This is a genomic window from Deltaproteobacteria bacterium (assembly GCA_016177765.1).
Classification (GTDB): Bacteria; UBA10199; UBA10199; order JACPAL01; family JACOUP01; genus JACOUP01.
In genome coordinates this window covers 80615-93018 of the sequence record JACOUP010000002.1, presented here as the reverse complement: position 1 = coordinate 93018, position 12404 = coordinate 80615, and the positions used below count along the sequence as shown (strand labels likewise).

14 protein-coding genes are annotated in these 12404 nt (G+C 52.2%); 5 read left to right on the top strand and 9 right to left on the bottom strand.

The genetic code is table 11. The annotated features are described in order from the left end of the window. Positions 1 to 74 precede the first annotated feature (74 nt). On the top strand, positions 75 to 1142 hold the full coding sequence (locus HYS22_01270; GenBank protein ID MBI1908789.1) for a TIGR04552 family protein: 1068 nt from the start codon (positions 75 to 77) through the stop codon (positions 1140 to 1142). Positions 1143 to 1158: 16 nt separating this feature from the next. Further along, positions 1159 to 1641, top strand: a complete 483-nt coding sequence (locus HYS22_01265) for a restriction endonuclease (GenBank protein ID MBI1908788.1) — start codon at positions 1159 to 1161, stop codon at positions 1639 to 1641. On the opposite strand, the gene HYS22_01260 is transcribed toward HYS22_01265, so the two are convergent. Both HYS22_01260 and HYS22_01255 read right to left on the bottom strand, forming a co-directional pair. Further along, positions 1547 to 3403 (bottom strand): OmpA family protein, encoded by a 1857-nt coding sequence (locus HYS22_01260; protein MBI1908787.1) that lies wholly within the window; start codon positions 3401 to 3403, stop codon positions 1547 to 1549. The genes HYS22_01265 and HYS22_01260 overlap by 95 nt on opposite strands. A gap of 38 nt (positions 3404 to 3441) precedes the next feature. Then, a complete protein-coding gene (locus tag HYS22_01255; protein MBI1908786.1) occupies positions 3442 to 3612 on the bottom strand; it encodes a hypothetical protein in 171 nt (56 codons plus the stop codon). A 151-nt stretch (positions 3613 to 3763) separates the two neighbouring features. Between HYS22_01255 and HYS22_01250 the strand changes: the two genes are divergently transcribed. Continuing rightward, on the top strand, positions 3764 to 4624 hold the full coding sequence (locus tag HYS22_01250; GenBank protein ID MBI1908785.1) for a CDP-alcohol phosphatidyltransferase family protein: 861 nt from the start codon (positions 3764 to 3766) through the stop codon (positions 4622 to 4624). On the opposite strand, the gene HYS22_01245 is transcribed toward HYS22_01250, so the two are convergent. After that, positions 4621 to 6558, bottom strand: coding sequence for a radical SAM protein (locus HYS22_01245; GenBank protein MBI1908784.1), 1938 nt, complete (start codon positions 6556 to 6558; stop codon positions 4621 to 4623). The genes HYS22_01250 and HYS22_01245 overlap by 4 nt on opposite strands. A gap of 162 nt (positions 6559 to 6720) precedes the next feature. On the opposite strand from HYS22_01245, the gene HYS22_01240 reads away from it, so the two are divergent. Then, positions 6721 to 7365: an MBL fold metallo-hydrolase gene (locus tag HYS22_01240; GenBank protein ID MBI1908783.1), complete on the top strand. Its 645-nt coding sequence runs from the start codon at positions 6721 to 6723 to the stop codon at positions 7363 to 7365. Here HYS22_01240 and HYS22_01235 read toward each other — a convergent pair. The 3 genes from HYS22_01235 to HYS22_01225 are packed head-to-tail and all read right to left on the bottom strand — an operon-like array spanning position 7357 to position 9133. Then, positions 7357 to 8079 carry an HAD family phosphatase gene (locus tag HYS22_01235; protein MBI1908782.1) on the bottom strand — a complete coding sequence of 241 codons (723 nt, stop codon included), beginning with the start codon at positions 8077 to 8079 and terminating at the stop codon, positions 7357 to 7359. The two genes, HYS22_01240 and HYS22_01235, sit on opposite strands and share 9 nt — an antisense overlap. Beyond that, complete coding sequence (gene greA, locus HYS22_01230) at positions 8072 to 8530, bottom strand: transcription elongation factor GreA (protein ID MBI1908781.1); 459 nt, start codon at positions 8528 to 8530, stop codon at positions 8072 to 8074. Before greA ends, HYS22_01235 begins: the two co-directional genes overlap by 8 nt. Before the next feature lie 27 nt (positions 8531 to 8557). After that, a complete protein-coding gene (locus HYS22_01225; protein ID MBI1908780.1) occupies positions 8558 to 9133 on the bottom strand; it encodes a cob(I)yrinic acid a,c-diamide adenosyltransferase in 576 nt (191 codons plus the stop codon). A 77-nt stretch (positions 9134 to 9210) separates the two neighbouring features. On the opposite strand from HYS22_01225, the gene HYS22_01220 reads away from it, so the two are divergent. Beyond that, complete coding sequence (locus HYS22_01220; GenBank protein MBI1908779.1) at positions 9211 to 10146, top strand: squalene/phytoene synthase family protein; 936 nt, start codon at positions 9211 to 9213, stop codon at positions 10144 to 10146. Here HYS22_01220 and hpnD read toward each other — a convergent pair. From hpnD to HYS22_01205, 3 genes are read right to left on the bottom strand one after another with little or no spacing between them, the layout of a single operon-like run. After that, entirely contained in the window at positions 10078 to 10986 is a 909-nt protein-coding gene (hpnD, locus tag HYS22_01215) for a presqualene diphosphate synthase HpnD (GenBank protein ID MBI1908778.1), read from the bottom strand. The two genes, HYS22_01220 and hpnD, sit on opposite strands and share 69 nt — an antisense overlap. Continuing rightward, positions 10956 to 11360 carry a hypothetical protein gene (locus HYS22_01210; GenBank protein ID MBI1908777.1) on the bottom strand — a complete coding sequence of 135 codons (405 nt, stop codon included), beginning with the start codon at positions 11358 to 11360 and terminating at the stop codon, positions 10956 to 10958. The genes hpnD and HYS22_01210 overlap by 31 nt, the downstream gene beginning before the upstream one ends. Further along, positions 11357 to 12400, bottom strand: coding sequence for an HAD-IB family hydrolase (locus tag HYS22_01205; GenBank protein ID MBI1908776.1), 1044 nt, complete (start codon positions 12398 to 12400; stop codon positions 11357 to 11359). The genes HYS22_01210 and HYS22_01205 overlap by 4 nt, the downstream gene beginning before the upstream one ends. Between the last annotated feature and the right edge of the window lie 4 nt (positions 12401 to 12404).

Below are 12404 nucleotides of genomic sequence, written 5' to 3'. Positions count from 1 at the left end.
ACATCCCCACCAAGGCTTGTCAATCGAACAGCGGTAATTTCATTGCCATTATTGGTCTCTTCTGATATTTTAAGGTGCCTTTTAACCAAGGATTATTGCCATTGACCCTGGTCCCGCTCGACAAACTTTCGGATTCTGAAAAATCGATCCTTACCCTTGTCCTTGAAGGAAACTCGATTATCGATACCGGACGTTTCCGCTTCCAATCCGAGGAGGAAGTCAGGAGATTTCTCCAGCTCAACGAGTACGACATCACCAGACCCAAAGATCAGGAGCGTCTGGCCGCCATCCACAACGAGGCCTGCGGTTATCTCAAGAGTCAGCTTCAATACGATCTGCCGAGAGAGATTCGTGAGCCGGCCCGGTTTCTTTCGCTGTTTCTCACATCAAAGGAAGAACCGTTCTCGGAGCAGGCCTGTGTCCTCTTGAAGACGATGAACATCATCAACCATATCGATGGAAGAGAATTGCTCTACAACTGCCCCATCAGCCTGAGAGATGTCTACAGCCTCGTGGAAGACAAGATTGAAAGAGCCCTGACCAAGGTTCTGAAAAAAGAAACCCCACTCCTGAAGTACGAGGGGGGTCGGAAATCCAAGGAAAGTTTGATCACCAAACTCCTCTCCAAAAAGGAAACGATCGCGGCCCAGATCAACGACCGTGTCCGTTACCGTCTTGTCGTTAGGAAAAAGGAAGACCTTGTGGAGATGGTTCTTCATCTCTTCAAAGAGATACTCCCTTTCAACTACCTGATTCCCGGGGCCTCAGTCAATCAGCTGATCGACACCCGTCCGCTCCTGACCGCCTCCGAATACCTGTCCGGTAAAATGAACCGCCGGATCAAGAAACTGGCCAGCTCCCTTTCGCTCCGACTCCCCTACCCGCATAGTGAAAGGGAGTATTCCGGAAAAAATTACAGGGTTGTGAAGTTTGTCGTGGACCTGCCAATACGACTCGACCGTTTTCTTTCCACGACAACAGGCCCCTTTTCAGATGCCCTGGGGAGCCTTGTTTACGTTCTTGTTGAATTTCAGATTGTCGACGAGGAAACCAACGAAATCAATAATACCGGGGTCAACGGCCATGCTGAGTATAAAAAACGACAGAAGACAGGTGTCCTTCGCCGCGTCATGCGTCGTTGACTGTTAAACCACCCCTATGGGATCGGTCTTCTTCATTACCCTCTTTTCCCTCATCGTCGGCTCTTTTTTGATCCTGTTGATCGGGACCCAGAAGAAAAAAGACCTGTCATCACAAGAACCCCTTTACACACCAAAACAGTTTGCCAAGCTCTGCCTCCAGCTTGTGGAGCAGATGAAACTGGAGGTCGGCGAAATCTCCCAAGGCAGCGAAAGGCAAACGGACATTTATGCCAAAAACAACACCCCCTTCACGGGAGGCCGCTATATTATTCATTGCCTTTATTTGGACCCGAACGGGGTTGTCCCTTCCCCCGAGATCATCGAGTTTTCAAACCTCGTTCTTCAGGAGCGGGCTTCCAAGGGCTTGTTCATCACCACAGGCACTTTTACCAGCGACCTGTCGGCTATTGGAGAGCTGGCGCCTCTTGAGTTTCTGGATGGGGCGCGCTTTCAGTCTCTGGTGCGGGAGCATCGGTTGCCGGCGTCATCGGCGGTTTAGGGGAAGCCTTCTTGTGAATCGTCTTGACCTTTCTCACAATCTTTTTCTCTTCCTTCAGATCCTCATCATCTCCCCCTCCGGAAGGAGGGACCTCTCCGGCCTCAGGTGGGGGCAAGGGCAGTGATTCAGGAACCGATTCCGGCAACAGCGCTGGCGCCGGGACACTCTCGCCGACTGGTTGTGACTCGTCTCTCTTGAGGATGATGAATTCAACACGGCGGTTCTTGGCCCTTCCCTCTTCGTTCCGGTTTGTCCCCAGAGGTTTGGTGGCCCCCAAGCCCTTGGAGATGAGTCTCTTTTTGTCCACCCCCTGACCCACAAGGAGACCCATAACTGTCTTGGCCCTTCTTTGAGAGAGATCAAGGTTATAATCGGAATTGCCGACATTGTCCGTGTGACCTCGGACCTCAACCTTCAGAAGTTCAGTATGCAGAACGAGTGCCTTGGCGACCTCTTCTATATTCGTTTCCGAGATCGGCTTCAAGGTCGCCTTGTCAAAGTCGAAGAAGATCCGTTGTGTCACTAGCTGATCTTCCGTCAGGACAAGCGCCTTCAGGTCATCCGGACAGCCATCATCATCCTGATAACCGTTGAAGACCTCCGCCTCTCCGGGACACTGATCTTTGAAGTCTGTCAGGCCATCACGATCTTTATCCTGTTCCTGATAAACATAGACCTTGGCACAGTTGGGATTGTCTCTCTGGGGGTCATACAACGCCTCTTCAGGACATTCGGCGGATAGTTCTCTTAAGATGTAAACCTCGGAACACTGGGGATTGTCCTTGGAAGTGTCAAAATCTCCCTGACTGTAAGGACATTTGTCGGAAAGCTCATAGACCGATTCTGGGGGAACCCTGAATTCGTACAAGGAATATTCCGAGACACCGAACGGACGAGGGGTGACATAGGCAACACCGGCAAGGACCCGAAATTGCGGCGTCCCCACTCCCTTCGTAATTCCCGCACCGCCACCGGCCGTCAGGGCCAGGGGAATGTTGGGGATATAGTAACGAATGGCCCCTTCCCCCTCGAGCGGCGACTGGGTTGATTTTTTGAAAAAATTGGAGACGAGGGTACTGCCGCGAACCTCGGCAATAAGATCAATCGACTTGTGGACCGCAATATTGGCCCCAAGGCCGTACAAAAACTCGTCATCCATCGTGGTCCCGGAAACGACTGTACTCTTTGCCCTGGCCAGGTAACCGGTATTCAGCGAAACGGAAAACCGGTCGAAGAGCCGCGGCGAATCGATAACGACAAGTCCCCCGCCGGTGAATTTTCCAGAACCGGTAAAATAGGTATCAGACCCTGTTGGGAAAGTAACAAAGGGGACAATCGCAATCCCGACCGGAAACCGATAATGATCCAGGGCCTTTAATTTAAAATCCAGCCGGAGGTCGCCCGCCTGAACCTGTTTGGAATTGCCCCCCGAGGTCGGGTCGTTGAATGATTCCAGAAAGGCGACCGGGAAATCAAGGCCGGCGCTCAAAAAAGGAAGGAGCCCCACCGCCCCGTAGAAATTCCCGACGATATTATAATCGATCACCGAACCGATCAAGGCTCCCGCCCCGGTAAAGGTCTTGAGGGCATTTTTGGAGTAATCCGCATAAAGCCCGAAGGAGTAATCCCACTGGTCGAGATTATCGGCCCCGTAGACGCCAAGATAAAGTCCGGTATCGGTAGCCGGCTTGAAGAGGAGGGCATCATAAGAAGCGCTCTTGGCAAAAGAGGCGGCCGGCCAAAACAAAAAAGAGAAGAGCATAAAAAAATAAACCGGGAATTTGAAAGAAAACAAGCGCATCAGCGGGTCATTCTTTCGTAGATTTTTTCCTTCTCCCCTTTTTTGATGAATCGATCGTTGATCATCGCTTCTCTGAAGGCAACAACCGTACAGGCGATAACGGCAATCAACATCACAAGGATCGCAATATTATCCGGCTGGGTGATGATTCTTAAAATGTTTTCCATCAAACTTGAGCAATCCAGTAACAAAAGAAAACAATAACGTCAAGTCGCATGGTTCGACTGAACTCACCATGTCCGGACACCCTGAGCCAAGTCGAAGGGTAACTCGCAAACCCGTTGACACAATGATAACTTTAAGGCATTTTTCAAACCTCAAATGCTGGAAAAAATCCTCCAAATCACTGCCTTGAAAAATAGCAATCCTCTCTGGCTCTCTCTCGGGCCGTTGCTGGCCTTTAACGTAACACTCATGCTCACCATTCTCTTTTTCGGACTCACTTATGAGAAAAGGGTTCGGAACAGTGAAGATGTCGACCGCAAGGCCCATTCCCGTTTCTTGAGCCGGTTTCTCAAGGAATGGTGGTATTGGTTCATCGGGCCGTTTGAAAGGGGAGCGGTGAAACTCCACCTGACACCCAATTTTTTCACGGTTTGTGGTTTCCTTCTTTCAGCCGTTTCAGCCTATTTTTTCTACAAGGGGATGCTGGGACTCGGCGGCTGGACCATGATCTTCGGGGCGACCTGTGACATTATCGATGGAAGAATTGCCCGGTTAACCGGCAGGGAATCCAAATCGGGGGCCTTTTTTGATTCGGTGATGGACCGTTTCGGGGAGGCGGTTGTCTTTTTGGGGCTGGCCGGTTTTTATAAGGACAGCTGGCTCCTGCCTGTTGTCATTCTTGGCCTTGTCGGCTCCATGATGGTTTCTTATACCCGTGCCCGGGGTGAGGGGGTCGGGGTTGAGTGCCGCGGCGGCATCATGCAGAGGGCCGAGAGGATTGTCTACCTGGGGGTCGGTTCGGTCTTCAGCCCGATCCTGGCCTATTTCCTTTCTCCCTTCATCAACGTCCACGTTGATTTTGTAACTGTCGGGGTTCTGGTATTAATTGCCGTGATGACGAACCTGACCGCTTTGTACCGGATGTTTTACATCATCCGGAGGCTCGACCCGCCCACCTACCCTTCCTTCAGGTTTCTCGCCTGGTGGGATGAACTCTTTCCGCCGCGAAAAAACTAGTGAGGATACACCGGAAGTTTTTTGATGTTGGTATCCGCATCCTCGGGAACCCAGACATCATGCTCCCAGGAGGGAATCGACATTGGCCGGTTGCCGGCGTAGACTGTATGCCGCCCCTTTTCCTTGTACCACTGGGCGACTGATGCGTTCTTGAACATGTTTTCAATAATGTTCCTCCAGCCGACACCGGTATTATAGGCACAGAAGGAAACCTCCCCCAGCTGGGTGGCATACGGAATAATGCACATCTCCGTCCGGCGGAAGTCATAGTTGAAGAGATCCTGAAACCACATCCCCGCGATGAACATGAAGAGCCAGGTGTCTTTCTTTCTCTCCGCCCCGACACCATAATCGCCGCCGCCGACCGTGCCGCCGCTCTGCTTGTCAATCTTCTTGAGAAGATCTTTCAGGGTCAGTTTTTTGGGTGATTTGATCGGATCGTAGTTCCGGAGGATCGACATCGCCACTTGGGTCTTTGTCCAGAAGCTGCCACGGGCGTTGTCATGGATTTTCTCGAAATCCTTGATCAATTGGGGGAGATCCATGAATTGGGAAAGGGGCAACCACTCCTTGGTCTTCTTGTTGACCAAAAGCCCCATCCCGATGCCGCAATTGGGATGACAACCACACTTGAGACTCCCCCATTCCTTCTCCGGCCCTCTCATCAGATCGGCAACGTCCGAAAAGGGACCGATCGCTGAAAGGGGAAGCCAGTCCCTCAAAGGTTCTGAAATACCGGTCTGCTTCTTCACATCATGGGCCAGATGGGAGAGGGTATAGCGCTGTTTTGTTCTTGTCTCATCATCCACATCTTCATCACGTCCGGTGAAGGAAACCGGCTGAAAGGAACAGAAGGTGATTTTATCCGAATTCTGGATAGCGAAATCAATGATCGGCCCCACCTGGTCATTATTCACCGTATTGACCAGTGTGATCACGAGGACGACATCAATCCCTGCGGCTGCCAGATTGTTGATAGCCCTCAGCTTGACATCAAAGAGGTTCGAAATCTTGCGATGCTGATTGCTCAGGTTGCCAACGCCGTCGAATTGGAGATAGGCGATGCGCATCCCGGCCTCATAGGCCGCTTTGGCAAAATCAGGATCCTCGGCAAAGCGGATCCCATTGGTCGCCGCCTGCACTGAAAAATAGCCGATCTGTTTGGCATACCGGATCGCATCCAGAAAGTAGGGGGAAAGGGTCGGCTCGCCGCCGGAGAACTGAACGCTCATCTGGCGCCGAGGTTTGATCTGCAGGGAATTATCCAGAATCTGTTGCACTTCTTCCCAGGAGAGCTCGTGGACATAACCGACCTGATTGGCATCCATAAAGCAGGGGTCACACATCATGTTGCACCGATTGGTGAGGTCAACGGTCAGAACAGCCCCTCTCCCGTATTGGATCGAGGAGCTCCCATGATTGCGCAGGTTTGTCTTCGGCGATTTAAAATCCCGCCCTGGGTAGAGTTTTTCAATCCTTGCCAGGAATTCCGGATCGATCGACATGACATCTTCAAAGTGGCCATGCTTGGGACAATCCTTGACCATCAGGATCTTCCCATCCTTCTCAACAATGGCCGCCTTGATCTCGCCCGGCTTCGAGTGGATCAGGGCCGTATAGTCCTGATGCCCGGCAATGATCGCCTCCCGCACCTCCTTAACACACTTGGGACAGAGCGAGTCGGTCTTTCGCGGCCATCCGAGTTGGGGAAATGTCTTTTCCCGGCTCTTCACAGCCGGTGCCGGCATCCACTTGGCCTGAAAAGACAGACCCTCGCCGATTAAGGTGTTAACAAACTGGGTCAGATACCACGCCACCTTGGCGGTTCGGCTCAAGACCAGTTCAAGGTATTTACGGGGGGTCAGCCCTGTTTCCAGGGGTCGGGAGTGGAGTTCACCCCTGGGTGAATCACCCCGCAACGCTTCTTGTTGCATCTTCTCTAGCTCGTTGTAGGCGACAGCCATCTTGAGACTCCTTTATGTTATTTCGGTTGTTCTAAACGTTCTAAACCATTGAAAACACTCAGTAAATTTAAAATTCTTCTACAGAGGCCGGGCCGCCTTGTCAATAAAAAAGAATTGTGTTGTAAGAGAAAAATGATCCTCAAAGTAATCCCTGTCGGTCTTTTTCAGTGTAACTGCATCATCCTTGGGGATCCGGCGACCAAAGAGGCGATCGTGATCGATCCCGGTGACGCTGTTGAGAAAATTCTAAAAATCATCAAAAAACAGGGACTCCTGGTCCGATCGATCCTCCACACCCATACCCATATCGACCATATCGGGGCCACCACCGAACTGCAAAGGGAGACCAATGCCCGTGTCCTGATCCACAAAGAAGATCTTTTTCTCTACGAAAAGATCGCCGAGCAGGCTTCCTACCTTGGTCTTCCACCGACCAAAACCATGAGGCCGGTGCCGGTGGATGAATACTTGACCGAGGGGCAAGCCCTCCAGGCGGGAAAAGTTCAGGGAGAGGTGATCCACACACCGGGTCACACCCCGGGAAGCTGTGCCTTTCATTTCCCCAAAGGGGGCAAGACCCCTCTTCTGCTCGCCGGCGACACCCTGTTTGCCGGAAGCATCGGCCGGACTGACTTATGGAAAGGGGATTACGATCAGGAGATCCGGTCGATCAAGAAGAAACTGCTGATCCTCCCGGAAGAAACGGTCATCATCCCGGGGCACGGCCCCAAGACAACCGTCGGCCTTGAAAAGGCCAACAATCCCTTTTTAAATTAAAAATTGGGAAAGTTCCTTGACGACCCAATCCGCTTTTTTGAGTTGGCTGGCCGGGTACGAGGTGGTGACAGCGAGGCATTTTATCCCGGCGCGGTGGGCCGCTTCGATCCCCCATAGGGAGTCTTCCACGACCAACGTTTCACGGGGGAAAATCTTTTCTTTGTGAAAGGCAGAGAGTTTTTTTAATCCCAGCAGGTACCCTTCCGGGTTCGGTTTGCCATTTTTGACATCTTCTGCGCTGACAATCACTGAAAAATATTTTTTCAGCCCCCCGAGGCCAAGGATCAGCAAAATCTCTTCGCGAAGGGCCCCGGAGACAATCCCCAAACAAGAATTCTTTGAAGCCTCCTGGATAAATTCTTTGACCCCCGGCAAGAATTTGAGGTGTTTCGCGACAAACTCCTTATAGCAACGGGTCTTCCTCCGGGTCAGCAGATGAAGATAAGCAACGGATGTCGGCCGGCCCGCCGCTTTCAGAACAGCCGAAAAGCAACCTTTGTCGTCCATCCCCAGATATTTCGTGTAATAATCCTGCCGGGTCAGCCGGACGCCTTCTTCAGCCAGGACTTTTTGGAACATTTTGAGGTGGATCGGTTCGTTATCGACCAGGACACCGTCAAAATCAAAGAGGATTGCCTTGGGTGGCACACCCTTGGGTGGCACACCCTTGGGTGGCACACCCTTGGGTGAAGCACCCTTTGGTTTTTTATCCATAACGGATTTTAAGGATCTCAAATTCCTTTGTCCCTCGCGGCGTCGTGACCTTGACGACATCCTCTTCCCCCTTGCCGATGAGTGATTTGGCAATCGGGGATTCAATGGAAATCTTTCCCGCCTTGATATTGGATTCGGTGGCGCCGACAATCTGGTAATTGATCTCTTCCCCCGATTCCGTATCGAGAAGCCGGACACTGGCCCCAAAAACAATTTTTTCATGATCCATCTTGGAAGGGTCGATCACCTGCGCGCGGGAGAGTGTGTCTTCCACCTCGGCGATTCTTTTGGAGAGCAGTGCCTGTCTTTCCTTAGCGGCATCATACTCGGCATTCTCCGAAAGATCCCCATGGGAGCGGGCGTTTTCAATATCTTGCACCGCTTTAGGTCGTTCCACCGCCTTGAGCTGTTTCAACTCCTCCTGCAATTTCCTAAAACCATCCGGAGTCATCGGAACCTTCTGACCGCGTAGCATCACTCAAACTCCTCTTTTGGTCCAGGGAATATCGGCCACCTCTTCTCTTCGGTTGGCCTCCCGGGCCAGGACAAACAACAGGTCGGACAACCGGTTCAAATAGACGATAATTTCCGGCAAAACACCTTCCTTCTCTTTAAGGGAAATCACCCGTCTCTCCGCCCGGCGGCAAACCGACCGTGCCAGATGAAAGCGAACCGCCGTCACGGTCCCTCCCGGAAGGATGAAATTTTTTAGCGGGGAGAGTTTCCCCTCAACTTCATCGATCCAGCCCTCCAAAAAACAGATCTCCGTCCCTCCCACAGGAGCCGCCTTTTTTTCCGCCTTGGGTGAATCACCCTTGGGTGAAGCACCCTTTGTCTTTTGATCGGCCGGCGCGGCCAGAGAGGCACCCAGGTCAAAGAGATGATTTTGCACCGTTTCCAGGCGAGGATCGAAGTCCCGGACCAGTCCGATAAAACTGTTGAGCTCATCAACCGTGCCGTAGGCCTCAATGCGGGGATGATCCTTGGAAACACGCCGACCGCCAAAGAGCCCCGTCTCTCCCTGATCCCCGGTTTTAGTGTAAATCTTGGGCATGCGGCTTAATACCCCATTGACTCGTTCCCTTCAATATATTTCTTGCCCCTTTGAGGATCCTGTCCTATTTTGCAGAGATGAATTTCTGGGTTCAGAAAGGGTGCAACCTCAAAAAAATCCTTAAAGGAGTTTCGCGGTCGATCTATCTCAGCCTCATCTTCCTCCCCAAAAAAATCCGTCACACCATGGGGCTCGGGTATCTCTTCTGCCGGGCGGCAGACACGATTGCCGATACCGACCTGATCCCCGCCGAGGAGCGGCTGAAAATATTAAGCCTTTACCGGAAACAGTTCATCGAGGAAAACGATACCCAGGAATTAAGCGAGATCAGCACAAAAATTGTTACCGGAGGAGGCCTGCCGGACGAAGAAAAGTTGGTGGCCAACCTTTCCGCCTGTTTCTCCCTTTTAGAATCACTCCCCCCGGCCGATCAGCAACTCCTCAAGGACCTCGTGCTGGAACTCACCTTGGGGATGGTGATGGATTTAAAAATTTTCGGTCAGGGCCATTCGGCAAAACGATCTCTCAATCCTCGGGAACTGGACCAATACACCTATTATGTTGCCGGTGTTGTCGGAAAATTTTGGACCCGGGTCCTGGTTTCCCATTTTAACTCCCTCAAAAAATGGGACTTGGGGCGAATGGCCGATCTGGGGATCCGGTTTGGCAAGGGGTTGCAGTGGGTGAACATCCTGAGGGATCAACACCGGGATCAGGAACGGGGCCGCAACTACCTCAACCCCTTAGAATCCCAGGCTGTCTACCTGAAACAGGCGAGAGACCTCCTTGAATCGGGATGGCTCTACATTCAGGAGATCCCTTTCTGGTCGGTCCGGTTGAGGGGAGTTTGTCTGATTCCTCTCCTCCTCGGGTTTAAAACATTGCGCCTGCCCGAGGGGCAGAAGGTGACACGACGAGAGGTTTATACCGTCGCACTGCTCTCCCTATTTCTCTTCTGGTCCCCTTCCCTTTTGCGTAAACTGGTTCTTAAACCAGGTTTGCAGGGCGAGTGAAAGTTTGGTAACCGGGTCCAGAGAAACTTTTTCCCTGAAAATACGGGAAGGGGATTTGGCAATCTCCCGCAAGATCCTGGAATAAACCGCCCCCATCACGTCGGCGGCGACAATTTTTCTTTTTTCTTCCGGCGTCAGGAGCCCCTGGACCTGTTGAAAACAGGCGAAGGCCCTTTGAACCTCAAAACCGATCAGGGTCCGAAAGGCATCGCTATCGCGATGACCTCGGAGATCCTCTTCCGTCACACCGAATCGCCTCAAATCCTCCTGCGGCAGATAAACCCGATTTTGTTCCAGATCGGCAATAATGTCCCGTAGAATATTCGTCAATTGAAAGGCCCGCCCCAGGGTCTTAGCATACTCCATGGCCCGTTCATGCCTCAGCCCAAAGAGCTCCATACAAATCGATCCAACGGTGCCAGCAACACCGTAGCAGTAACCGCAAAGTTCCTCGAAGGTGGCATAACGGTCCCGGGAGAGGTCCATCGCCACCCCATTGATCAGCTCCTGAAAATAGACTTCTGAAAGCTGGTGACCCTGAATGACAAGGGAGAGTTCCCGTCCCAGCGGTGTTTGGGCGGCCCCCTCCAGGCACCTTTTGATCTCCTCTCTCCAGAACTGGAGTTCGCGTTCTTTTTCTTCCCTCTCTCCCTCTTCGTCAACGATATCATCCACAAGCCGTGCAAAGGAATAAATGGCGGTCATCGCCTTTCGTTTCCGCGGCGGAAGAAAAAAGAGGGAGAGATAAAAATTGGAGCGGCGGACGGCCCCAGGGTGAACCACCCTGGGGTGACTCACCCTCGGGTGAATCACCCCTCCGAGAATTGTGTGACCTTCCACGATTTTTCTCCCTTTCTCACAACGATCCGTAATTTTCTTTGAATCTCCGGGAAATCCTTTGGTTGGATACGCAACTCAAAAAAATAGACCTCCCCTTCCCCATCCATCTGGTGCCCGGCCTTTTTATAACTCATCTTTGGTTTTCGGGTATCCGCCGCAATCGTCTGCCCTGTCTTGAGCCGGATCTCCCCCTCTATCTTTTCACGGGCAAGGCCCTCCGTGACCCCTTGGGCCTCTTCGAGATCAATTTGGAGGTAGTAGACATCCACAAAGCGACGAGCCGTTTCTTCGGAGGGGGAAACGGAACAACCCGCAACCAGGCACAATGCCATGCCGAAAAACCAAAGGAGTCGAAGCGCTCGTGACGATGTCATGCATCCTCCCCGACGACTTCCGACCAACGCAAGATCGGCCAGCCTCTTTTTTTGGCTATCTTCGCAAGATTTCTCCTGGGATTGACCACACTTGGAAAACCGACTTTCTCCAGCAAAGGCTTGTCCGTGATGTCATCTGTATAATAATAACAGTGCCTCAAAGAAACCCCCTGTTCCCTTTCCACCTGCTCCGCAAAGATGACCTTTCCCTCACTGTAGCAGATCGGTTCCCCGACCTCTGGCTCCAGGACCCCTTTGACAACGAGCGGACCGGAACCATAGACCTGATCAACACCAAGATAATCCGCCAGAAAATGAACGACCATGGTTGGACCGGAGGTCAGCAAAACAATCATTCGCCCGTTTCTTTTGTGTTCCTCCACCACCTCCAGGGCCTCCCTGTAAAAACGGGGGCGGATCGATTTTTCAAAACAGTCGCGACCGATCTCCATGATCTGGTCGATCCCGAAACCGGCCATGTCACCACAGGCGGTCTCATACATTTTTTTCACATTGTCGTGTTGAAACCGGCTCGTCAGCTGGTAAAAGAGGGCCAGGGGAAGCCGCCTCTTTTTCATGACCCGGCGGCGAATCAACTCCAGAGAGACGTAAAAACCGCTGTAGCCGCTAATCAAGGTCCGATCCACATCAAAAAAGGCAATCGTCTGTCCCGAAGAGGCACCCTGGGTCCCCATCAGTTCCGGGAGTTTCTGGGAAAAATCGTGGCGTGTCATCACCTGATCACACCCGAGATTTTTGGCCTTCTGGGACAGGTCCCGGTTGGAGGAACCGTGATAGCCGACAATCGGGACCCTTGTTGTCAGGGGGTCCCTCTTCAGGGAGAGGATGGTTCCGAGCGGGTCCAGATACGGGGCCTCCAGATCCAGGAAGACTGCGGAAGGTCTCTTGGCACTAACGCAGGAATAGGCCTTGCGAAAATCGGTCTGCTGCAGGACGGGGATCTTCCGTTCCTCTCCAATAGTCTTGATCTTGGCCCAAAAGAAGAGGTCATTGGTGATGGCAACGATCGGCTTTGTCATGAAA

Coding starts and splice junctions, on each gene's coding strand:
- HYS22_01265 (MBI1908788.1), top strand. CDS start 1,159: ATGGGATCGGTCTTCTTCATTACCCTCTTTTCCCTCATCGTCGGCTCT.
- HYS22_01260 (MBI1908787.1), bottom strand. CDS start 3,403: ATGCTCTTCTCTTTTTTGTTTTGGCCGGCCGCCTCTTTTGCCAAGAGC.
- HYS22_01250 (MBI1908785.1), top strand. CDS start 3,764: ATGCTGGAAAAAATCCTCCAAATCACTGCCTTGAAAAATAGCAATCCT.
- HYS22_01245 (MBI1908784.1), bottom strand. CDS start 6,558: ATGCAACAAGAAGCGTTGCGGGGTGATTCACCCAGGGGTGAACTCCAC.
- HYS22_01240 (MBI1908783.1), top strand. CDS start 6,721: ATGATCCTCAAAGTAATCCCTGTCGGTCTTTTTCAGTGTAACTGCATC.
- HYS22_01235 (MBI1908782.1), bottom strand. CDS start 8,079: ATGGATAAAAAACCAAAGGGTGCTTCACCCAAGGGTGTGCCACCCAAG.
- greA (MBI1908781.1), bottom strand. CDS start 8,530: ATGACTCCGGATGGTTTTAGGAAATTGCAGGAGGAGTTGAAACAGCTC.
- HYS22_01225 (MBI1908780.1), bottom strand. CDS start 9,133: ATGCCCAAGATTTACACTAAAACCGGGGATCAGGGAGAGACGGGGCTC.
- HYS22_01220 (MBI1908779.1), top strand. CDS start 9,211: ATGAATTTCTGGGTTCAGAAAGGGTGCAACCTCAAAAAAATCCTTAAA.
- HYS22_01210 (MBI1908777.1), bottom strand. CDS start 11,360: ATGACATCGTCACGAGCGCTTCGACTCCTTTGGTTTTTCGGCATGGCA.
- HYS22_01205 (MBI1908776.1), bottom strand. CDS start 12,400: ATGACAAAGCCGATCGTTGCCATCACCAATGACCTCTTCTTTTGGGCC.